Consider the following 22125-nt stretch of genomic DNA (forward strand, 5'->3'; position numbering starts at 1 on the left):
TCCTCAAACAGTAATAAGAGAGAATTATAGTTAGGGAGTTATGGCAAGAATAGATGTTAAGTGTAGATCAAGAATAGATGTTAAGTGTAGATATTGTAACGACACAGAAAAAGTAGTAAAGGCGGGATATTCAATTTCAAAACAACAGAGATATCAATGCAAGCAGTGTAATCGATATTTTTAACTGTAATATATTAATAATGCCTCTAAGCCTGGAGTCAAGACTCAGATAGTAGATATGTCAATCAATGGCTCTGGAGTTAGGGATACAGTAAGAGTATTAAAAGTGGGTATCAATACGGTTATCCGTGTTTTAAAAAAAATCTAGCGTTAAAAAAGATAAATCATTCTATCAATACGATAGAAGTAATTATTGCTCCTGAAATAGATGAACAATGGTCTTATGTACAGAATAAATCCAAACAAAGATGGCTTTGGTATTCTTTGGATAAGATTTTGTTAAAAGTAGTTGCTTATACTTTTGGTACAAGATGTGATAGCACATCAGAATCATTACTGAAAAAAACTGGAGGATTTTAAGGTTACTTTTTACTTTACAGATGGATAGGGAAGTTATGCTAGGTTATTAGATCCCAAAAAACACATTGTTAGTAAAAAATATACTCAACGGATAGAACGGGGTAACTTAAATCTTAGAACAAGATGCAAAAGACTGACACGTAAAACAATTTGTTTTTCCAAGTCATTGGATATTCATGATAAAGTCATCGGAACTCTTATTGAACGTATAGCCTTTTAATATCCACATCTGTAAAATGGAGGTGCGGCCGAAAACTATAGTCGCATCATATATTTTATACATTTGTTCCCAACTATTAGTATAGTTATACTTACCCAAGAATAAAATACAAGTGGAAAAGATGGGCGTTTTACATTGACTATTGGACTTAAAAATGGTCTACTTGTTAAGAAGTTTTTGCGTAGATACAGGAGTCGTTATTGCATGGCTCGCAAAGCCCACTCGATGTCATTCCCGCGTAGGCGGGAATCCAGAAGTAAAGCGAGATAAATCGAGCTTTAAAAAGATATTTAAGATCAAGTTTTTATTAAAATAAAGCTTTTTAAAGGCTTTAAAGTACTGGATTCTCGCCTACGCGGGAATGACATAAACGAGCCATGCAACAAGCCGGCTTTTAGCTAGGAATGACATAGGGTCTTAGGTTGACACCTATGGGCTTCCGCGGGAATGACACAGGTATCCACGCAACAATATTACTTATTAAGAATAAGGTTTATATGATAAAAAAAATAATATTTGGAATAGCTATTTTACTTAGTCTGAGCAGCTTTGCCAATAGCGTAGCTTCTGACGTCTCAAAAAAAGATGGAGCAAAAACTAGTGATGTTACAACACAAAAAATTATAGATGATTTCTCTACTTACGCAGGTACTATCAAACCGGAAATACGTGAAGAAATACAAAAATATAGAGTAGAAATAGTCAATATTAACAAAGAAAAACGCGAATTATATAATAGTCTTTCAAAAGAGGCGCAAAATTTTTTAGCAGAGCAGCAGAAATATAAACAAAAGCTTTCCCTCTCTAAACTACCGGCAGAAGACGATCAAAAAAATAATACTGCTAATTCTGACGCTAATAAGAATACAAATACAAAATAGCGTTGTTACGTGGATGAGTTTTTCGTCATTGCGAAGCCATGAAGTGACTGCGGCAATTTCATGAAATGTAGAAATCAAGATCTAATCCTACAGACACTATAAAAATTATATCTGAATGTCTGATAAGTTATGATTGTCAGATGAGTATTCAAGATATAAGATTTCGTTATTCTTTTCAACATCTAACTTTTTACTATCCATAAAAGCCTGCATAGGCGTTTTACCATAGCGATATTTACCGGAATGTGATCTTTCGTTATTGTAATGCTCTAACCAAATATCAAGATCTAGTTGTAGATCATCAAGATCAGTATAAATCTTTTTACGCATAGCTGTATCAAAGAATTCTTGTTTCATAGTTTTATTAAAGCGTTCACACATACCATTTGTTTGAGGAGAATATGCTTTAGTAGTAGTATACTCAATACCCTCAATGCTTAAGAACAATTCAAAAGCATGGGTCGCGCCCCCGTATTGCAGCTTAGCATGAATAGTCTATAATCCTCAAACAGTAATAAGAGAGAATTATAGTTAAGGAGTTATGGCAAGAATAGATGTTAAGTGTAGATCAAGAATAGATGTTAAGTGTAGATATTGTAACGACACAGAAAAAGTAGTAAAGGCGGGATATTCAATTTCAAAACAACAGAGATATCAATGCAAGCAGTGTAATCGATATTTTTAACTGTAATATATTAATAATGCCTCTAAGCCTGGAGTCAAGACTCAGATAGTAGATATGTCAATCAATGGCTCTGGAGTTAGGGATACAGTAAGAGTATTAAAAGTGGGTATCAATACGGTTATCCGTGTTTTAAAAAAATCTAGCGTTAAAAAAGATAAATCATTCTATCAATACGATAGAAGTAATTATTGCTCCTGAAATAGATGAACAATGGTCTTATGTACAGAATAAATCCAAACAAAGATGGCTTTGATATTCTTTGGATAAGATTTTGTTAAAAGTAGTTGCTTATACTTTTGGTACAAGATGTGATAGCACATCAGAATCATTACTGAAAAAAACTGGAGGATTTTAAGGTTACTTTTTACTTTACAGATGGATAGGGAAGTTATGCTAGGTTATTAGATCCCAAAAAACACATTGTTAGTAAAAAATATACTCAACGGATAGAACGGGGTAACTTAAATCTTAGAACAAGATGCAAAAGACTGACACGTAAAACAATTTGTTTTTCCAAGTCATTGGATATTCATGATAAAGTCATCGGAACTCTTATTGAACGTATAGCATTTAATACCCACATCTGCAAAATGGAGGTGCGGCCCATAAGCTGGATACTCTATATTGCCCTTATATTCGCCACCGGCACCGTCAAGTTAAGTAAGATAGAGTCAAAAGGAGCTATATTTTTAGATTTCAGGCAGCAAGAAGTCTTTGAGTAGCTTCATCCCAAACGTCTTTAGCGGATGTAAATGCAATTCTTTGCTCGGGTGCCTTTTTATTATATCTACCAACATCTACAGCAAATATATTTCTAACCTTGCTCATCAGTGATAATGTACATTGTGCTGGGTTAGGATGCTTGAATTTAATCAGTATCCTCTCTTTTTGCCTAAGTTGGCTGATGAGCATTCTCAACGCGGTTATTTAGTCTCTTATTAGTGCGATACTTAGTTTTAGGGCACATAAGCTTAACAGGTTTAATGTAACTCCTTAGCTTATCAGTAACAATTACTCTTGGAGAAGGATAATTACCCAGTAATCTTGATAAAAACCTAATATCTGACTTCTTGTTACGACGCTTCTGCAACAATACTTCTAACTCATACCCCTCAGAATCAACAGCTCTCCATAATATGAATACTTCACCTTTGATCTCGATGTTCATCTCATCTAAATGCCATTTATCAGTTGGCTTCCGCCCTCTCTTCCTGATGACATCTTGAAAATAAACTGCAAATTTATTGCACCAAAATCTTACAGTCTCATGACTCAAAATAATACCTCGATATGCCATCTGTTCTTGAACATCTCGGTAGCTACTATTAAAACGATGATATAACCATACTACATGACTGATAATACTTGCTGGAAAACGATGTCTCTTCGGGGCTTGAGTAATATGCATAGCGGTATAATTTAGAAAAAAATGGTTATTGCTATTCTATAAATCATTCTTTGCATTTGCTCGATACTTAATTTACATCTCTTTTAACTTGACGGTGCCGTTTCATATAGCTCTTTAAACCTATAATAACTGTCCCGACTGTAAACACATAGCTTTACATGCTGACGATATACTTCCAAGACTCCTAGCTAATTCTAGTAATCCTATTTTTGGCTTTATTATTTTTTGATTTAGATTCATCTCTAGTCCTCCATTTAATATTTATCTTATTTTACTAAATGTAAGATTAAATCTCAACTATTACATTTTAAAAACTATTCGGTGCTGTAGTTAATACTTCTTTTTGCTCCACCATTTTTCCTTTTCTTCTAGTAATTCTGAATTTAAGTTTTCAGTGATTTCTATCATTTCTTCTAGATATTTTTTGGATTTTTTCATTACATTAAAGCTTTTTATGATATCGTCTTGTTCAAATTGAGACTGAAGATTATCGAGTTCATGTATAATGGCTTGACGAATAAATGTTGTTCTAGATAATCCTAGCTTTTTAGCAATTTCATTACTAGCTTTAGCTATATTATCGGGTAGAGTAATAGATAAGCTTCTCATATCATTTTTTATATATAATTTTATATTAAATTCTTATAAAAGCAATATATTCATAATTCCCTAACCGCTTTCAGCGCTAGCTTTTTATTCCTAAAGACATTAATTTTAGAAAAGATGCTGCTTTTCGATTTTTTAAAATCACGTTTATAATCTTCGCCGGTGACAGCATTATAGCTAGTAATTAAAGAAGGTATAACCTCGTTATAATATACTTTATAAAGGTTATGCATTGTTTCTTTGGTTGTTAAATATCCCCATTTTACTACTTGTTGCGGTACTCTAGCGAGTGCCTCAATACAGGCTACGGCTTCTTCAATTTCAGGGTTTTTATTTTTATACACGTCAGCTGTCGGCGATAAATTAGCTTGCATATCTTTAAACATAGCATCAATCATTAATGCCATATATTTATCGGTTTTAAATTTTTTCACAAATATTAGATTATGCTTACTGCTATAATTTAAAAGCCGAAATTTATATATAAAAATCATGAATTTTATAGCGTAAACTTTTAAGCCGCTAACTTTATTTGCATTATAAAATTTAAGCTTCGTTTCATAATCTAGCTGCTTTTTCATACCTGCTTTAAGGAGCTTATGTAGCAAATTATGACAATGTATTATATCATTTTTTCTAGCAATTCGTACTTTATCGGTAGCTTTAGTACCGGAAAAATTAGCCGAATGCCTAGTTATTTGCTGCCCCCTATCATCTCTTTTTATGTCGGCAAAATGCCCAAGTTCTTGAGCTGCGATAATCTGAAGTCGTGCCACCGCAGGCCAGCCATTGCCGTAAATCGGATAATCTTTATTGTTTTCAGCAAAAGGATTACCGCCGCATGAAACAAAAATAGCTACGTCCTTGCCGTTAGTGCTTTGCATGCCGCTATTCCCACCGACTCGTTGCCAGCTAACCATATCCATCATGTCGCCGATATTATGCGAATAGGTGAGAAATACTTCCGTCTTATTAAAAAGAAGCCATCTTATTACGATTGGATGAGCAGACTGGACAAAAAGACGCGCCAACATTTCGGTTACTTCTTTTTTAACTGGCTGCAATTTTTGTATTTGCTTTTTTAAATTGTCGAAAATTGATTTTATTTTCTGATCTGAAGCAGAATTTCTGTATAAATTTTGAAAAAGCTTAGTAGTTACGGGGATTAAATGCGGGTTTGTTAGCTCTTCTTTACTAACCATCAAGCTGATATTAAGAGCGGGTTCGGTAAACCTTGCAAAATTGCAGCACTCATCGGTATCTATTCGTAATTTACCGGATTTGATTAATTGCATTGCCAAATGCTCATACTCTATTTCCATGTCTTGTTTATAAATAGCAGGAACATGGTCAAGAATGTGGTATATGCTGGTCATTTTTAAAGTTTACTGGTGGTTATTATTATCTTCTACATTACCTGCTACTATTACCTCACCATCTTCATCTATATCTAAAGATGGGGCCACTAAGTTGGATGCAAGCTCAGGTTCATTAGATACGTGTTTCGGTTTAGGTTCTTCTTTAAATATAAGATTTACAACAAAATCTACCTTAGAGAATACTGTGTCAAAGCAATCTTTAAAAAATTTATCCGACGATTTTAACTTTATTACATCTAATGCTTTTTGTCTACCCTCTTCATTTTTAATACATATATTAATTGCCTCTCTCCTAAAAAATAAATGAGGATAATCATTGAAAATTTTTGTAATTAGCTCCGGCTGTTTCTCGCTAAAATATTCGAGGCATACCTTATTACCATATCTAAATATTTTATATGCTAAGAGTAAGATAAAGCAACCTTGTTCTTCTTCAGTAAATTTATCAGCAAAATATTTTTGATCAAGAAAATCCTCGACTCCTCTTCTGGCGCCGGTTGAAGAAATCGCTATTTTTTCCAAAAGTGGTTTTGGGAAATCAACTGAAAAGCGAGATATTTTTACACTTCGCAGCTATTCGCTTTTTGCTTTCTCAGTTATTATTTCAGATTTAGGTACTTGCTTTTCCATTTGCCATAAATCATACTCTACATTGCCGGAAGTAGTTTTCATTACATTATCCCATGATTTGTATAACCCCTCTTTTGTAGTAGTTAGAATTTGATTTAACAACGATTTAGAACTTTTTAATATATCCTCTGCATTATGATACATATAACTAATCAGAGCAATAGCATCTTGAAGGGCACCGTCAAGTTAAAAGAGATGTAAATTAAATATCGAGCAAATGCAAAGAATGATTTATAGAATAGCAATAACCATTTTTTTCTAAATTATACCGCTATGCATATTACTCAAGCCCCGAAGAGACATCGTTTTCCAGCAAGTATTATCAGTCATGTAGTATGGTTATATCATCGTTTTAATAGAGCTACCGAGATGTTCAAGAACAGATGGCATATCGAGGTATTATTTTGAGTCATGAGACTGTAAGATTTTGGTGCAATAAATTTGCAGTTTATTTTCAAGATGTCATCAGGAAGAGAGGGCGGAAGCCAACTGATAAATGGCATTTAGATGAGATGAACATCGAGATCAAAGGTGAAGTATTCATATTATGGAGAGCTGTTGATTCTGAGGGGTATGAGTTAGAAGTATTGTTGCAGAAGCGTCGTAACAAGAAGTCAGATATTAGGTTTTTATCAAGATTACTGGGTAATTATCCTTCTCCAAGAGTAATTGTTACTGATAAGCTAAGGAGTTACATTAAACCTGTTAAGCTTATGTGCCCTAAAACTAAGTATCGCACTCATAAGAGACTAAATAACCGCGTTGAGAATGCTCATCAGCCAACTAGGCAAAAAGAGAGGATACTGATTAAATTCAAGCATCCTAACCCAGCACAATGTACATTATCACTGATGAGCAAGGTTAGAAATATATTTGCTGTAGATGTTGGTAGATATAATAAAAAGGCACCCGAGCAAAGAATTGCATTTACATCCGCTAAAGACGTTTGGGATGAAGCTACTCAAAGACTTCTTGCTGCCTGAAATCTAAAAATATAGCTCCTTTTGACTCTATCTTACTTAACTTGACGGTGCCTACTCTTACTGTATCCCTAACTCCAGAGCCATTGATTGACATATCTACTATCTGAGTCTTGACTCCAGGCTTAGAGGCATTATTAATATATTACAGTTAAAAATATCGATTACACTGCTTGCATTGATATCTCTGTTGTTTTGAAATTGAATATCCCGCCTTTACTACTTTTTCTGTGTCGTTACAATATCTACACTTAACATCTATTCTTGATCTACACTTAACATCTATTCTTGCCATAACTCCTTAACTATAATTCTCTCTTATCACTGTTTGAGGATTATAGACTATTCATGCTAAGCTGCAATACGGGGGCGCGACCGGCTTAAGGAACAGAATGATGAACTAGCGAAGGATTTGGGGAAAACTACAATCGAGAGGGATTGGGCAGTGGGAAAGCTAAGAAGCTTGGATTTATTAAATAGAAAGAGTCTTGTAGAGTCCAAGCTAGGACAATTACCAAAGACAAGACAATGTGAATTATTAGGGGTTAACCGTTCTTCAGCATATTATAAAGTACAAGAGGTTAGTAGCTATAATATAAGTATATTAAATAGAATAGATGAGATATATACAGATAATCCAGAATTTGGATATCGTTATATATATCATCAATTATTAGAAGATGGGTATAAGATAGATCGAGATCGAGTACTAAAATATATGAGATTAGTTGGTATTGAAGCGATATATCCTCATAAAAAGAAACTCACTACCATCAAAGATGGTGAGCATAAAATATACAGCTATCTACTTGATAAATTCTGGATTAAAACAGATAAGACTAAGAAAGTAGTTGTTCCTACTGCCAATGAGGTTTGGAGCGGAGATATTACATATATTCGCACTAAAGGCGGCTTTATGTATCTAACAGCCATTATAGATTGGCATAGCAAAGCCATATTAAGCTATAAACTGTCGAATAGTATGGATGGACTATTAGTTACTGATGTATTGAAGGAGGCATTAAGTAAGTATCAAGCTCCGCAGATTTTGAATAGTGATCAGGGTAGTCAATATACTAGCAATGATCATATAAGTATTCTTAAAAGTCATGATATACAGATATCAATGAATGGTAAGGGCAGAAATATTGATAATATTGTTATTGAGCGTTTCTTTAGGACACTGAAATATAATTGTATATTTATTAATGATTATCAAAATATAGGAGAACTTAAAGAGGGTATCAATGATTATATCAGTAAATATAATTATCAGAGATTTCATTCAAGTATTGGGTATAAAAAACCCATGAATGTATATCTCGATAGTATACAACATCATACACAAATAGCAGCTTAATTTTGAACAAAATTACCAAGTACATTGTTCATATATTTTGTCTTGATTTTTCAGGTCATTATAAAGTGGGTATCAATACGGTTATCCGTGTTTTAAAAAAAAATCTAGCGTTAAAAAAGATAAATCATTCTATCAATACGATAGAAGTAATTATTGCTCCTGAAATAGATGAACAATGGTCTTATGTACAGAATAAATCCAAACAAAGATGGCTTTGATATTCTTTGGATAAGATTTTGTTAAAAGTAGTTGCTTATACTTTTGGTACAAGATGTGATAGCACATCAGAATCATTACTGAAAAAAACCGGAGGATTTTAAGGTTACTTTTTATTTTACAGATGGATGGGGAAGTTATGCTGGGTTATTAGATCCCAAAAAACACATTGTTAGTAAAAAATATACTCAACGGATAGAACGGGGTAACTTAAATCTTAGAACAAGATGCAAAAGACTGACACGTAAAACAATTTGTTTTTCCAAGTCATTGGATATTCATGATAAAGTCATCGGAACTCTTATTGAACGTATAGCCTTTTAATATCCACATCTGTAAAATGGAGGTGCGACCGAATTGTTTAATATATTCAAGACCTGTAATGCTCTAACTATTGATGATAGATTGCTAATTGGATTTTTACAGTTTATAAAAGATACTGATAATAAAAAACCATCCCTTTTAAATGAATTAAAAGAGATGCATAAGAAATTTAAAATGCCCAGTAAACCAAAATCAGGAAACATCAAAACTGATTAAATTGATTACAAAGAAATTATGGTATACGCGTATGCAATTATAAAAAGCAGTAGCCTTTGATCGTAAATCTGATGCTAGAAAAAAGATTATGTTAGACGGATTATTTGTTAAAGCAGGTCTTGATTACCTGCATCCGGATAATGCTCATATTCTCTATGGAATGCTGCTAGATTGTAAAGAGCAATTAATCATTAATCCGAAGATTATTGATAAATGAAGAAGTAAGGGTAGGGCATTGTTAATCTCTAAATATTGAATTTATATTAGTGGACCTTCAGTAAAAAATATTTAAATATAATACATCAAAGGTTTTAGTTTATGTACATAAGATTGATGCTATTATCAATACTATTGTTATTATCCGCATGTAATAAAACAGAAGATAGCATGCAAGTTAATACTCCTTTCCAAGTAGCAATTGGTTCAATGGGCAAGGGTTTTCAAATTGAAATTAGCAACTTGAGTATATTACAAGAATTATCTGATATAGAATCTCTTAATTCAGCAAAAGTAACTATAGAACAATTTGGCTTATTGGATGACTCAATCAGTGCAATAAAAGACATTTTCATTCTTTCTTTTAATCAAGGGCAATGGATAATACAAGAGAGAAATACTTTATATAAATGTTACCATGGTAGGGGCTAATGATTTTTCCTCTGAACTTTGTAAATAGTAACTCATAAGCACAATATTATGTTTACTAAAAATAATTAATATATTATTAATATTTAACCTTATGTACTGGCTTCTCTTAATAATAGTGGACTCTTTGAAATAGCATTTGCTATTTCATTAAAATATTCTGACGGTTTAACAAAACTAAAACCAGCGTTCCTTTTTATTTTCTTTAGAGCATTAAGTTTTACCTGCCTTGCTAAAACATTAAATAAAATTCCTATAGGCACAGCATATGCCGTATGGACTGGTATTGGTGCTGCTGGCACTGCAATATTAGGTATATTCATCTTAATGAGTCAATATCTATATTACGATTATTCTTTATTACTGCACTAATAATCTCAATAATTGGACTTAAATTCTCCTAAGGTTACTATTATTATGACTACTAATAATTCTGATATACTTATTAATCGGAAATCTAATATAAACCATCATTATGAATATTATATTATGACCGTTGGAATACTTGGACAATCCATGCATTATATACAAGCATATAAAATATTCTCAACTCAATCTGCTGAGGATATTTCATTACCGGCATATCTTATTTGTTTATTTTTGCTTGTTAACTGGCTAATCTATGGTGCAGTCAAAAAAGCCAAAGCTCTTATTTATGCTGAAATATTAGGTATAATAGGATGCTCTGCTATTATTATAGGTATTTATCTTTATAACTAATTGGTCGCACCTCCATTTTACAGATGTGGATATTAAAAGGCTATACGTTCAACAAGAGTTCCGATGACTTTATCATGAATATCCAATGACTTGGAAAAACAAATTGTTTTACGTGTCAGTCTTTTGCATCTTGTTCTAAGATTTAAGTTACCCCGTTCTATCCGTTGAGTATATTTTTTACTAACAATGTGTTTTTTGGGATCTAATAACCTAGCATAACTTCCCTATCCATCTGTAAAGTAAAAAGTAACCTTAAAATCCTCCGGTTTTTTTCAGTAATGATTCTGATGTGCTATCACATCTTGTACCAAAAGTATAAGCAACTACTTTTAACAAAATCTTATCCAAAGAATATCAAAGCCATCTTTGTTTGGATTTATTCTGTACATAAGACCATTGTTCATCTATTTCAGGAGCAATAATTACTTCTATCGTATTGATAGAATGATTTATCTTTTTTAACGCTAGATTTTTTTAAAACACGGATAACCGTATTGATACCCACTTTTAATACTCTTACTGTATCCCTAACTCCAGAGCCATTGATTGACATATCTACTATCTGAGCCTTGACTCCAGGCTTAGAGGCATTATTAATATATTACAGTTAAAAATATCGATTACACTGCTTGCATTGATATCTCTGTTGTTTTGAAATTGAATATCCCGCCTTTACTACTTTTTCTGTGTCGTTATAATATCTACACTTAACATCTATTCTTGATCTACACTTAACATATATTCTTGTCATAACTCCTTAACTATAATTCTCTCTTATCACTGTTTGAGTATTATAGACTATTCATGCTAAACTGCAATACGGGGGCACGACCTAAATTTGCATAATAAAAGTATCACTTATATACTGCCTTTTTGTATCTGTGGTTAGCAATCATACACTAGGGTCACCACCGTATATCCTAAGCTTTCAATGTTTTTTAGTTTTTTAAAAACTTATATGCTGATTTTAGTCTAATTTCTGTCAGATGCTATTATAGTATTACGTTTTATTTTATAAAGCTAAGTTGCAAATAATATAAAACTAATGTATGATTTATATTTAAAATACGGTAATGATTATTTATTATATGATAGACATCCTTCTTTTTGTACATATTACTATTGCAATATTGCTAATTATAGTTATTCTGATGCAGCGTAGCGGATCGGATGGAATTAGTAGTATAAGCGGCGGTAATAATATGGGAGTAGTCAGCGCTAAAACGGTCGGTAATTTTCTTACTAAAAGCACTATAATACTTACAATATTATTTTTAATGAATGCAATAGTACTTGCCAACCTTTCCTCAAAAAAAAAATCTGATTTAGTTTCTAAGATTAATGAAATTGAAGAAAATCAAGCGGAAAATAGTTTACCTATAGCTAAATAGTTACAGCTTTATCTTGTTAATATCTCTCATACTTACCATTGTCTACCTTTGCTGGACATTGTTGCGTGGACCAGTTTTTTGTCATTGCTAGTAGAATTACGAAGTAATTCGACATGTAATAGTTGAGATTTAATCTTACATTTAGTAAAATAAGATAAGTATTAAATAGAGGATTAGAGATGAATCTAAATCAAAAAATAATAAAGCCAAAAATAGGATTACTAGAATTAGCTAAGAGTCTTGGAAGTATATCGTCAGCGTGTAAAGCTATGGGATACAGCAGGGACAGCTATTATAGGTTCAAAGAGCTATATGAAACTGGGGGAGAAGAGGCGTTATATGAGATTAGCCGGAAGAAGCCAATTATAGCAAATAGAGTTGATCCTGCGGTAGAGAGAGCAGTATTAGATATGGCGGTAGAATACCCAGCTTATGGTCAGATGCGAGTATCAAATGAGCTTAAAAAGACTGGTATTCTTGTATCACCTGGAGGGGTTAGATCAATTTGGCTACGTAATGATTTAAATAATATCAATAAAAGACTTAAAGCATTAGAAGTAAAAATGGCTCAGGATGGTATTGTTCTTACCGAAGCTCAGTTACAAGTATTAGAGAAACGGCGTAGCGAGAAAGAAGGGCTTTGTTAAATAAATAAGATTTTGAATAGACTGTCCCTATCCCCAAAATACTAGCCTAGCGCACAGGGATAGAAATAGGTTTACCTGTAGAAATCAAGATCTAATCCTACAGACACTATAAAAATTATATCTGAATGTCTGATAAGTTATGACTGTCAGATGAGTATTCAAGATATAAGATTTCGGGTCGTGCCCCCGTATTGCAGCTTAGCATGAATAGTCTATAATCCTCAAACAGTAATAAGAGAGAATTATAGTTAAGGAGTTATGGCAAGAATAGATGTTAAGTGTAGATCAAGAATAGATGTTAAGTGTAGATATTGTAACGACACAGAAAAAGTAGTAAAGGCGGGATATTCAATTTCAAAACAACAGAGATATCAATGCAAGCAGTGTAATCGATATTTTTAACTGTAATATATTAATAATGCCTCTAAGCCTGGAGTCAAGGCTCAGATAGTAGATATGTCAATCAATGGCTCTGGAGTTAGGGATACAGTAAGAGTATTAAAAGTGGGTATCAATACGGTTATCCGTGTTTTAAAAAAATCTAGCGTTAAAAAAGATAAATCATTCTATCAATACGATAGAAGTAATTATTGCTCCTGAAATAGATGAACAATGGCCTTATGTACAGAATAAATCCAAACAAAGATGGCTTTGATATTCTTTGGATAAGATTTTGTTAAAAGTAGTTGCTTATACTTTTGGTACAAGATGTGATAGCACATCAGAATCATTACTGAAAAAAAACCGGAGGATTTTAAGGTTACTTTTTACTTTACAGATGGATAGGGAAGTTATGCTAGGTTATTAGATCCCAAAAAACACATTGTTAGTAAAAAATATACTCAACGGATAGAACGGGGTAACTTAAATCTTAGAACAAGATGCAAAAGACTGACACGTAAAACAATTTGTTTTTCCAAGTCATTGGATATTCATGATAAAGTCATCGGAACTCTTATTGAACGTATAGCCTTTTAATATCCACATCTGTAAAATGGAGGTGCGACCCATAAGCTGGGTATTCTACCGCCATATCTAATACTGCTCTCTCTACCGCAGGATCAACTCTATTTGCTATAATTGGCTTCTTCCGGCTAATCTCATATAACGCCTCTTCTCCTCCAGTTTCATATAGCTCTTTGAACCTATAATAACTGTCCCTGCTGTATCCCATAGCTTTACACGCTGACGATATACTTCCAAGACTCCTAGCTAATCCCAGTAATCCTATTTTTGGTTTTATTATTTTTTGATTTAGATTCATTTCTAATCCTCTATTTAATACTTATCTTATTTTACTAAATGTAAGATTGAATCTCAGCTATTGCAAATTATGTAGGTAATTTTAAAGGTATAGACAAGGTATATTCTCAGGTATTTATTGATAGCTATACTAGGGTTACAGATGCTAAATTATATACTGATAAAACAGCTCTTACCGCTACTGACATGCTTAATGATAGAGTACTGCCGTGGTATGAGAGTCAGCAAATACCAGTACTTCGTATTCTAACTGATAGAGGTGGTAAATATAAGGGCAATATAGAGTATCATGCTTTTGAATTGTTCTTAAGCATTGAGGGTATTGAGTATACTACTACTAAAGCATATTCTCCTCAAACAAATGGTATGTGTGAACGCTTTAATAAAACTATAAAACAAGAATTCTTTGATACAGCTATGCGTAAAAAGATTTATACTGATCTTGATGATCTACAACTAGATCTTGATATTTGGTTAGAGCATTACAATAACGAAAGATCACATTCCGGTAAATATCGCTATGGTAAAACGCCTATGCAGACTTTTATGGATAGTAAAAAGTTAGATGTTGAAAAGAATAACGAAATCTTATATCTTGAATACTCATCTGACAGTCATAACTTATCAGACATTCAGATATAGTTTTTATAGTGTCTGTAGGATTAGATCTTGATTTCTACAAATAATTCACAAAATAAATTTTAAAGATGTCAATAGACTTTAATATAAAGGAAAAGATTTATATCATTTTATGTACGTTTTTTACAGTCCTTATTATAGTAGGAAATTTAGTATATCAAAAGTTTGTTTCCCTTAATATTTTTAATCTGTATATTCTTGAATTATCTGTAGGAGCAATTTTTTACCCGTTAACTTTTTTATTAACGGATTTAATAGTTGAGTTTTATGGTAAAGAAAGAGCCAATTTTTGTGTAAAGCTTGCTATTGTTTTTAATATAATAGTAGTTTTAGTAATAAGTCTTATGGGTAAATTGGAAGCTACTAATTGGTCTAATGTTGATAACGTAACTTTTCACAAAGTTTTCGGTTCATATCATATATCTTTTTTAGCATCAACTTTTGCTTGTTATATAGCCCAACTTGTTGATATTAATATCTATTTATGGATACGTAAAATTACTAAAGGTAAATATTTATGGATAAGAAATAATTTCAGTACAGCAATTTCTTTATTTATTGATACTTTTATTGTAATTGGGATTATGAGCTTGTTTAATATTTTCCCGCTTGAACAATTAGGTACTCTTATTCTTAATAGCTATTCATTTAAACTATTTTTTACCGTATTTAGTACACCGATATTCTATTTGGCAGTTTGGTTAATAAGCTTATCTATTGGGAGATTTGATAAATATAGTAAATTGATTTGAACGAGGTAGCACGTTGTTCGTCGACTCGCCTCTAATAATATGTAATAGTTAGGATTTAATAGATACCCCAACTTTTCGCCTGTTATTGACTCTTGCAGAGCTAAATGGTTTTAATTTAGAATCTCATATTATGGTTGATAAAATTAGTGCTATAAGAAGTGATAAAATTCAAAAAAAATTGGTGAATTATCACCTGAACAACTAGAAAGGTTAATTGAAGATATTAAATCATGGATTAATTAGCTATCAATTTTCTCATTTTTTCTTGCAAAGAATTTTGGCGTAAACGAGTTTTCAAGCTTTTAAAATCAATCATTTCTGCTTTTTGATTTTGAAAGCTACAGGCAAAAATATATTTCTGCTCTCCTTTGACCTTTTGGATACATTGTCCACAAATCCCTTTCATCATACATTGCATCGATGAGTTAACGCTAACTATTAACTCTATATCCTCGCCGAATATTTCATTTTTTAAACTTTGTAATTCTTCTATTATTTCAGGGGAAGCATTAATTATTACTCTATCCACAGAAGTTAATTTATGATTTTTTATATCAGGATAGGTGACAAGTATAACTTCATTATTATTTTCTTTCAGAACCTTTAATAAACCTACATTACCGACTTCAGAATCAATAATAACTATTTTTTTATTTTGAGGTATTTCTAGCGGCGAGCCTGTCGGTCCCATTAAAACCACTTTCTCATTTTCGGATAATGTTTTACATAAGCTAGTTGATTTACCGACTTCAAAAACTATAAAACTAATTAAACCTTTTTCTATATCAATATCTATAGGGCTTAAGGCTACCGGCTCTATTAACTTAGTAATATCTTCAGAATAATTTTGTAATCGAAAAAACTGTCCGAACTTAAAATTTTTAGCAGCATGCGGTGAATGAATTATGAGCTCAAAAGTTTTATCATCTAAAGTATTTATTTTATGGATTCTGCTAATCAATAAATAATCAAGCTGCGTTATAAAGTCTTTGTAACTATCTTTAAAGCTAGGGTTATTATTTATGAGTCTTTTGTTAATAGCCTGGTATCCTTCTTTGGTACTAGCAAGAGCTTTCACCACACTACCCGAATATTTAGGATTACAGTCGCCAAAATAACTATATTTATCCTCATCGAATTGAGTGTTATTTTCTATACCGATTGCCATAATCACGGTTTTGGCTTTAAGTACTACAGTGTCATCCCGTGGCTTGACCACGGGATCCAGAAAACCACTTACAGCACTAATGTTTGTTGATTTACTGGATCTAGTTAGCAAGCCACGGGATGACACATTATCGCTTAATTCAAACTCCACCCCCTCTACATGACCGTATTTATCAATATTAATACTTAAAGGTTGCATATTTTCCTTAAAATCAACACCAAGTGCTAATGCATATATTAGCTCCTCGTGATTTAGTTTATACGCCGGCGAATCTTGCAGTTTTCCACGATAATAAACAGTAGCACCACCAAGCTTATTAAAAACCTTTCTTAATTCATCATTATTCTTAGCTTCTTTAAATAATTTTGCATGAGCAATAAATTCCTTAGCTATTTCTTTATCTTCCTCCGCTAAATCTTTTTCCATATAATATTCGGTAAATTTCTCTACTTGCTTTTTATAGTAATATAGACTTTCCGTTGCTGCGTCTAAGGAAGTAAGGCCTCCGCCGATTACCGCAATCGGCATCCTAATTACCATATTAGTATTAGAATTTTCTAAAAATGCTCCTCCGCTTTGCAAAGTCATTAAGAGATCGGAAGCCGTTTTTACGCCCTTAGCTTCAAAATTTTCTATCTCTAAAACTTTTGGCTGACCTGCTCCAATGCAAAAAGCTATATGGTCAAAACCCAAATCTAGAGCTTGTTCCTTCGTTATATTAAAATCTAAGGCTACTCCATCATAATATTTGAAATTATTATTTCTCTCGAGTATTAGCCGCAATATGTCAAGGTTATTTTTATCCCACCGAACAGTGATCCCATATTCTGCTACCCCTCCAAATCCTCTTGGTATTCTCTCTGATAATAAGCTTTTATACTCATGCCAAAATTTTATAGGCTTATGAACATCAAATGGTAATGGGGTAATTTTTAAGCCGTCAATAGCTACTACATTATGACCTAACCTTAATAAATAATAGCTGAGACTGAAGCCCGCCGGTCCAAGACCCGTAACTAAAATATTATAATTAGTAGATTCTTTCGGCAGCGGATCATAGATATTAAGCGGATTCCAGCGAGTCAGAAGTAAGTATATTTCTAAACCGTAAGGTAATTTGAGTGTTTCTTCTAAAATATTTGATTCTATTAATGGAATATTTACCGGATCTTGCTTTTGGTAAATACAGGCCTTAGAGCAATCATTACAAATTCTATGACCCGTTGCCGCAACCATGGGGTTATCAATAACAATAATCGCAAGAGCGCTTAAGTTAAATCCACGTGCCTTAACATAATTCATCTCGGAAATTTTTTGTTTTAACGGACAACCCGTCATCCTGTGGCTTGTCCACGGGATCTCAGGAGGCAGTTTGTGATCCAGGATCCCACGATCAGGCCGCGGGATGACATTTATTCCCTTGGAACAGCTATCCTTATCCTGTTTATGACAATAAATACAGTAATAGGAATGGTTTAAAGCTTCATCTGAATTTAAAAAGATATCTGTATAGTTAAAATCTATTCTCTCATTCTTTTGATATTTTAATATTTTTTTATCGTCTATTAGATTTTCTTTGTCTAATTTTTGTGGGAGGTTGAATAGGATGTCATCGTTTCTTATGTCATCCTCGTGAAAACGGGGGTATAGACTTGATTTTTTTGGATTCTCGCTTTCGCGGGAATGGCACAATGGAAAGGAATGACAGTGATCATAAACTCGGCAAGCAGCATATCTAGCTGCTGTATCTAATTCTGCGACAAAACTCTCTTCATCCTGTTGCCATATAATGATCTGCTTAGCAAATTCTTTAGAAGTAAAATTCGTACCTATTAATTCAGATAATTTTAAATACACCTCTTCGAAATCAATATCTTTTATTTTTTCCTGTGAGTATTTTTTTACTGCATAACGCTCTACAAATTTCCTTTTACATTCATAAATAACATCAAAATCTTTATGTTTTAATCTTGATATAGTTACTTCTTTTGAAATGCAAAATAACTCGGCTAGAAAATCATCTAAATGAGGGGAAATTTTTAACAAAAATTCGGGATAATCTTGGAGAATAATAGAGGAAGAAGCCAATCTAAATAATATTAAATCTTTATGCAGAAATTTATCAGCTTTAAAGAGATAATCTAAAAATATTTGATCTAATTTTTTAAGTCCGGTTAAATCTAATTCATTAAAATCTAGATTAAAACCAAGTTTCATAAATAATAAATAACTCTTTTAGAAAATTGTCTGTAAATTAAATAACTTGTACAAACAGTGATAAATGAAACTATAATAGACTTAACTATCAGCATCATATCCGGTAATGTTCCGTCAATTACCAATGCTTGTACAGGTCTTATAACTAAAAAGAACGGGTTAAACTCAAAATATATTTTTTTAGATTCCGGAATTAGCGAATAGGGATAAACTATCGGTATACTCCAATAAATAACTCCAAGAACAACACTCAACATTTGCGGAATATCTCGAATATACGGAGTTAAAAATGCTACTGCAATAGAGCCGCTAATTACGCTAATTACTAACGGTAGAATTAATATCGGTATAAATATTATTTGCCAAGAAAATTTCTCGGGAAATAATAAAACAAAGGCGACATACATTGCCGAAAATGAACAAATTAAAGTATGTAATTGTCCTAAACTGTCTGCAACTGGAAAAAAAGTTTTAGAAATTCTAACTTTTTTTATTATTTGATCACGGGTTACCAAAGAACTCGAGCAAATGGTTAGGCTACTTACTATAAAACTCCATAAAGGAATACCACCAACTAGGTTCATTACCATAAATTCTCTTGGTTGTCTTAACAAAAAACCGAAAAAATATGAAATTACCATTATGTGAATAAAAGGCTGAATTAAACTCCATAAAGAACCTAAAAAAGAATCCTTATTTTGTCTAATTATAGAAGCTTTAACTAGTAATGTTATTGCCTGCCAGTATTTTTTAGAAAAAAAATACTTTATCATTTATGAGTCTCTCTATTATAAATTTTAAACATTTCTGATGTATTTCCATCGCCGATAATATTACCGTCACGTAATAATATACATCTATCGCAATTATCTTTTATAATTTCTTCTTGATGGCTTACTATTATTGAAATAGGGGTATTTTTAAATTTATTCTTCATTAAATTAAGAGATTTTTCTATAAAATAGTTATCGCCTGCTGCAAAAACTTCATCAAGTAACAAAATTTGTGGATTTTGAAATATTGATACAGAAAAAGCGAGACGGGATAACATTCCTGAACTATAGTTTTTTATCGTTAAATCGATTTTTTTACCAAGTTCTGAAAAATCTATAATTTCTTGTTCTATTTTTTTGCTATATTTATTGAGCATATTGTTATATAGCATCAACATTTTTATATTTTCACGACCTGTCTGCTCCGGCTCAAAACCCACTCCCATATCTATGATTGCTGCAATATCTCCATGAACTTTAACTGTACCTGATTTTAAAGGATATATTCCTGCTATTAGCTTTAAAAGAGAGCTTTTTCCTGAACCGTTACTCCCTATAAAAGCTATTTTCTCTCCCTCATAACAAGAAAAATTAATATTGTTTAGTATGGATATATTTGGGGAAAGAGAAACTCCTTTTTTTAAAAAAAAATGTTTTAAACCCTGGGCTCTCTTATGAGTGTCAATACCCTCAACATAACCATTGGCTATCTCTATAAATACTTTTGAATGGTTAAGTGACATAAAATAAATATTAGGTAGATTTATTAATCCAGTCTAAAAGAGAGTTTTTTTGCTGCAAACCTATTTTAGTATCTTTCTGTTCACCGTTTTTAAATAACATTACCGTCGGAATACTACGAATACCATATTTTGATGGGGTATCAGGGTTATCATCAATATTCATCTTAAGTACTTTTACTTTGCCTTGTAATTCTTTACTGATTTCATTTATTATTGGTGTTAACATCTTGCACGGTCCACACCATTCTGCCCAAAAATCAACCAGCACAGGTAAATCCGATTCCAACACCTCTTTTTCAAAAGAACTGTCTGTTACATTATTTGCCATAATTTATCCTCTGTGTTATATAGATGTCATTGCGGGCGACTAAAAGGAGTGCGGCAATCTCAGGATTTTGGTACGAGATTGTTTCGTTAAAATTTTCAATTTTTTCTCGCAATGACGAAAAAATATAAATAAAATTATAAGTTACTCATCTCTACTTGTAAATGATGAAAATATTTTATTTATTATATTTATTCTTCCTATTATAATATATCCGCATTATTAAAGCCGCCGTTTCTTCTATTGATCTAGTTGATACATCAATTACCGGCCAATTTCTTTGCCCGCAAATTTTTTTAACTTCCAAACACTCTTTTTGTACTATATTAAAATCTGTATAGCTTTTATTTTCATTAATTTGCAATAAATTTAATCTAGTTTCTCTTATCTCGATTAATCTATTTGGATTAATGACCAGTCCTACTACCAATTGATCTATATCTTTTTCTATAAAATCAGGAAAAGGGCAATTATAAACATAAGGAATATTGGCAGCTTTTAGCCCATTATATGCTAAGAATACAGAAGTCGGAGTTTTAGAAGTCCTAGAAGGACCTATTAATATTATATCAGCGAAGGATAGCTCATTAAGCATTTGTCCGTCATCATGTCTTATAGCATAATCTATTGCATTTAGAGTATCAAAATAAGTTTTATTAAATTTATAATTATAATTTTGTTCTTTTTCTATTTCAGTACCTGAAAAAACAGACATTTCTTTAATAATTTTACCTATTACGGAAATACATGGAATTTTTAATTCATAGCAAAATTTTGTTAATGTTTTTCTTAGTTCTTGATCGGCAATCGTATATAATACTATACCGTGTTTTAGCTTAATTTTATTTAGTACTTCATTTAGCAGTTCCAAATTTCTAATCATTGGCCAATGATATAATTTTGGTTTTACAGAAGTAAATTGTGCAAGAGCTGAACTTGCCGCATATTTCGCTGTTTGTACGGAAGAGTCTGAAACCAAGTGAATAATTAGCTTTGTCATACTTTACACATGTAATTGTGGATAAATTTTTTAATAACTTATTATTTTTCTAATTAATATCTATTAAAAATTTCCTCAGATCCTTATTAAATCAAGTAAATCTAGTGTATTTTCTTTTTAATGAATAGTTTGTGGATAAAATTGTGAATAAATGACATTTTTCTTTGAAAAAATAGTCTTTTCTAAGCTACAAACAAAGATTACACTTAATTATCCACTTACATAAATCTATTGCAAATTTATGTGAATACTAATTAAAAATGCTGATATTTTTAAGAAAAATCTTAGTGAAAATTTTGTTGATAACTTTGTTCAAAAGATTTAATCTACATAATTCTGTTTACATAAACAACATCTAATAAAAATATTTATTATATTTAATTTCATAGTAGTAAAA

At 31.9% G+C, this 22125-nt stretch carries 24 protein-coding genes and 10 pseudogenes; 16 read left to right on the plus strand and 18 right to left on the minus strand.

Translation table 11 applies throughout. The annotated features are described in order from the left end of the window. The first annotated feature begins 40 nt into the window (after positions 1-40). Positions 41-760: pseudogene (locus AAGD46_RS08205) on the plus strand (IS1 family transposase). A 497-nt stretch (positions 761-1257) separates the two neighbouring features. Then, complete coding sequence (locus AAGD46_RS08210; protein WP_341787269.1) at positions 1258-1641, plus strand: hypothetical protein; 384 nt, start codon at positions 1258-1260, stop codon at positions 1639-1641. 105 nt (positions 1642-1746) lie between these two features. Here the strand turns inward: AAGD46_RS08210 and AAGD46_RS08215 are convergent. Beyond that, positions 1747-2100, minus strand: a pseudogene (locus AAGD46_RS08215) (integrase core domain-containing protein); the annotation flags it as partial. 82 nt (positions 2101-2182) lie between these two features. Here AAGD46_RS08215 and AAGD46_RS08220 point away from each other — a divergent pair. Continuing rightward, positions 2183-2889 (plus strand): annotated as a pseudogene (locus AAGD46_RS08220) (IS1 family transposase); the annotation flags it as partial. A gap of 133 nt (positions 2890-3022) precedes the next feature. Here AAGD46_RS08220 and AAGD46_RS08225 read toward each other — a convergent pair. The 7 genes and pseudogenes from AAGD46_RS08225 to AAGD46_RS08255 form a co-directional block, all read right to left on the minus strand. Next, positions 3023-3238, minus strand: coding sequence for a transposase (locus AAGD46_RS08225; RefSeq protein WP_341787197.1), 216 nt, complete (start codon positions 3236-3238; stop codon positions 3023-3025). Further along, positions 3219-3734, minus strand: coding sequence for an IS6 family transposase (locus tag AAGD46_RS08230; protein ID WP_341787270.1), 516 nt, complete (start codon positions 3732-3734; stop codon positions 3219-3221). The genes AAGD46_RS08225 and AAGD46_RS08230 overlap by 20 nt, the downstream gene beginning before the upstream one ends. A gap of 101 nt (positions 3735-3835) precedes the next feature. Beyond that, positions 3836-3974 (minus strand): annotated as a pseudogene (locus tag AAGD46_RS08235) (helix-turn-helix domain-containing protein); the annotation flags it as partial. A gap of 90 nt (positions 3975-4064) precedes the next feature. Then, positions 4065-4343 carry a ribbon-helix-helix domain-containing protein gene (locus tag AAGD46_RS08240; RefSeq protein ID WP_341787271.1) on the minus strand — a complete coding sequence of 93 codons (279 nt, stop codon included), beginning with the start codon at positions 4341-4343 and terminating at the stop codon, positions 4065-4067. A 50-nt stretch (positions 4344-4393) separates the two neighbouring features. Then, positions 4394-5716 (minus strand): DUF2748 family protein, encoded by a 1323-nt coding sequence (locus AAGD46_RS08245; protein ID WP_341787272.1) that lies wholly within the window; start codon positions 5714-5716, stop codon positions 4394-4396. 9 nt (positions 5717-5725) lie between these two features. Continuing rightward, positions 5726-6261 (minus strand): annotated as a pseudogene (locus AAGD46_RS08250) (hypothetical protein). Positions 6262-6292: 31 nt separating this feature from the next. After that, entirely contained in the window at positions 6293-6493 is a 201-nt protein-coding gene (locus AAGD46_RS08255) for a hypothetical protein (protein WP_341787273.1), read from the minus strand. Positions 6494-6732: 239 nt separating this feature from the next. On the opposite strand from AAGD46_RS08255, the gene AAGD46_RS08260 reads away from it, so the two are divergent. Then, entirely contained in the window at positions 6733-7332 is a 600-nt protein-coding gene (locus AAGD46_RS08260) for an IS6 family transposase (protein WP_341787262.1), read from the plus strand. Here the strand turns inward: AAGD46_RS08260 and AAGD46_RS08265 are convergent. Beyond that, positions 7307-7471: an IS1-like element transposase gene (locus tag AAGD46_RS08265; RefSeq protein WP_341787954.1), complete on the minus strand. Its 165-nt coding sequence runs from the start codon at positions 7469-7471 to the stop codon at positions 7307-7309. The genes AAGD46_RS08260 and AAGD46_RS08265 overlap by 26 nt on opposite strands. Before the next feature lie 270 nt (positions 7472-7741). Between AAGD46_RS08265 and AAGD46_RS08270 the strand changes: the two genes are divergently transcribed. The 7 genes and pseudogenes from AAGD46_RS08270 (at position 7742) to AAGD46_RS08295 (ending at position 10810) form a co-directional block, all read left to right on the plus strand. Next, positions 7742-8689, plus strand: coding sequence for an IS3 family transposase (locus AAGD46_RS08270; protein ID WP_341787217.1), 948 nt, complete (start codon positions 7742-7744; stop codon positions 8687-8689). A gap of 2 nt (positions 8690-8691) precedes the next feature. Beyond that, entirely contained in the window at positions 8692-8907 is a 216-nt protein-coding gene (locus AAGD46_RS08275) for an IS1 family transposase (protein WP_341787274.1), read from the plus strand. A 157-nt stretch (positions 8908-9064) separates the two neighbouring features. After that, positions 9065-9229: pseudogene (locus AAGD46_RS09875) on the plus strand (IS1 family transposase); the annotation flags it as partial. A 304-nt stretch (positions 9230-9533) separates the two neighbouring features. After that, a complete protein-coding gene (locus AAGD46_RS08280; RefSeq protein WP_341787275.1) occupies positions 9534-9662 on the plus strand; it encodes a conjugal transfer protein TraD in 129 nt (42 codons plus the stop codon). A 170-nt stretch (positions 9663-9832) separates the two neighbouring features. Beyond that, positions 9833-10093 (plus strand): hypothetical protein, encoded by a 261-nt coding sequence (locus AAGD46_RS08285; RefSeq protein ID WP_341787276.1) that lies wholly within the window; start codon positions 9833-9835, stop codon positions 10091-10093. A 141-nt stretch (positions 10094-10234) separates the two neighbouring features. Further along, a complete protein-coding gene (locus AAGD46_RS08290) occupies positions 10235-10462 on the plus strand; it encodes a DMT family transporter (protein WP_341787955.1) in 228 nt (75 codons plus the stop codon). Between the two features lie 45 nt (positions 10463-10507). After that, positions 10508-10810, plus strand: coding sequence for a SemiSWEET family transporter (locus tag AAGD46_RS08295; protein ID WP_341787277.1), 303 nt, complete (start codon positions 10508-10510; stop codon positions 10808-10810). 32 nt (positions 10811-10842) lie between these two features. On the opposite strand, the gene AAGD46_RS09880 is transcribed toward AAGD46_RS08295, so the two are convergent. From AAGD46_RS09880 to AAGD46_RS09890, 3 genes are all read right to left on the minus strand, one after another. Beyond that, positions 10843-10998 carry an IS1 family transposase gene (locus AAGD46_RS09880; protein WP_410525999.1) on the minus strand — a complete coding sequence of 52 codons (156 nt, stop codon included), beginning with the start codon at positions 10996-10998 and terminating at the stop codon, positions 10843-10845. A 166-nt stretch (positions 10999-11164) separates the two neighbouring features. Next, positions 11165-11263 (minus strand): IS1 family transposase, encoded by a 99-nt coding sequence (locus AAGD46_RS09885; protein WP_410525956.1) that lies wholly within the window; start codon positions 11261-11263, stop codon positions 11165-11167. After that, positions 11220-11363, minus strand: coding sequence for an IS1-like element transposase (locus AAGD46_RS09890; RefSeq protein ID WP_341786690.1), 144 nt, complete (start codon positions 11361-11363; stop codon positions 11220-11222). The genes AAGD46_RS09885 and AAGD46_RS09890 overlap by 44 nt, the downstream gene beginning before the upstream one ends. Before the next feature lie 535 nt (positions 11364-11898). Between AAGD46_RS09890 and secG the strand changes: the two genes are divergently transcribed. The 3 genes and pseudogenes from secG (at position 11899) to AAGD46_RS08315 (ending at position 13826) form a co-directional block, all read left to right on the plus strand. Further along, positions 11899-12201 carry a preprotein translocase subunit SecG gene (gene secG, locus AAGD46_RS08305; RefSeq protein WP_341787278.1) on the plus strand — a complete coding sequence of 101 codons (303 nt, stop codon included), beginning with the start codon at positions 11899-11901 and terminating at the stop codon, positions 12199-12201. Positions 12202-12380: 179 nt separating this feature from the next. Then, positions 12381-12836: pseudogene (locus tag AAGD46_RS08310) on the plus strand (helix-turn-helix domain-containing protein); the annotation flags it as partial. Between the two features lie 270 nt (positions 12837-13106). Further along, positions 13107-13826: pseudogene (locus tag AAGD46_RS08315) on the plus strand (IS1 family transposase). 28 nt (positions 13827-13854) lie between these two features. Here AAGD46_RS08315 and AAGD46_RS08320 read toward each other — a convergent pair. Further along, positions 13855-14112: pseudogene (locus AAGD46_RS08320) on the minus strand (helix-turn-helix domain-containing protein); the annotation flags it as partial. 68 nt (positions 14113-14180) lie between these two features. Between AAGD46_RS08320 and AAGD46_RS08325 the strand changes: the two are divergent. Both AAGD46_RS08325 and AAGD46_RS08330 read left to right on the plus strand, forming a co-directional pair. After that, positions 14181-14753: pseudogene (locus AAGD46_RS08325) on the plus strand (integrase core domain-containing protein); the annotation flags it as partial. A gap of 65 nt (positions 14754-14818) precedes the next feature. Further along, a complete protein-coding gene (locus AAGD46_RS08330; RefSeq protein WP_341787279.1) occupies positions 14819-15502 on the plus strand; it encodes a queuosine precursor transporter in 684 nt (227 codons plus the stop codon). A gap of 235 nt (positions 15503-15737) precedes the next feature. Here AAGD46_RS08330 and AAGD46_RS08340 read toward each other — a convergent pair whose 3' ends face one another. The 5 genes from AAGD46_RS08340 to AAGD46_RS08360 all read right to left on the minus strand — a co-directional run bounded on the left by AAGD46_RS08340 (position 15738) and on the right by AAGD46_RS08360 (position 21728). Further along, complete coding sequence (locus tag AAGD46_RS08340; RefSeq protein WP_341787280.1) at positions 15738-18887, minus strand: palindromic element RPE4 domain-containing protein; 3150 nt, start codon at positions 18885-18887, stop codon at positions 15738-15740. Continuing rightward, entirely contained in the window at positions 18884-19660 is a 777-nt protein-coding gene (locus tag AAGD46_RS08345; RefSeq protein ID WP_341787281.1) for an ABC transporter permease, read from the minus strand. The genes AAGD46_RS08340 and AAGD46_RS08345 overlap by 4 nt, the downstream gene beginning before the upstream one ends. Then, positions 19657-20403 carry an ABC transporter ATP-binding protein gene (locus tag AAGD46_RS08350; protein WP_341787282.1) on the minus strand — a complete coding sequence of 249 codons (747 nt, stop codon included), beginning with the start codon at positions 20401-20403 and terminating at the stop codon, positions 19657-19659. Before AAGD46_RS08350 ends, AAGD46_RS08345 begins: the two co-directional genes overlap by 4 nt. 10 nt (positions 20404-20413) lie before the next feature. After that, positions 20414-20731: a thioredoxin gene (trxA, locus tag AAGD46_RS08355; protein WP_341787283.1), complete on the minus strand. Its 318-nt coding sequence runs from the start codon at positions 20729-20731 to the stop codon at positions 20414-20416. A 175-nt stretch (positions 20732-20906) separates the two neighbouring features. Then, entirely contained in the window at positions 20907-21728 is an 822-nt protein-coding gene (locus tag AAGD46_RS08360) for a pyruvate, water dikinase regulatory protein (RefSeq protein ID WP_341787284.1), read from the minus strand. Positions 21729-22125 lie beyond the last annotated feature (397 nt).

Source organism: Rickettsia endosymbiont of Cantharis rufa, from assembly GCF_964026445.1.
Lineage (GTDB): Bacteria > Pseudomonadota > Alphaproteobacteria > Rickettsiales > Rickettsiaceae > Rickettsia.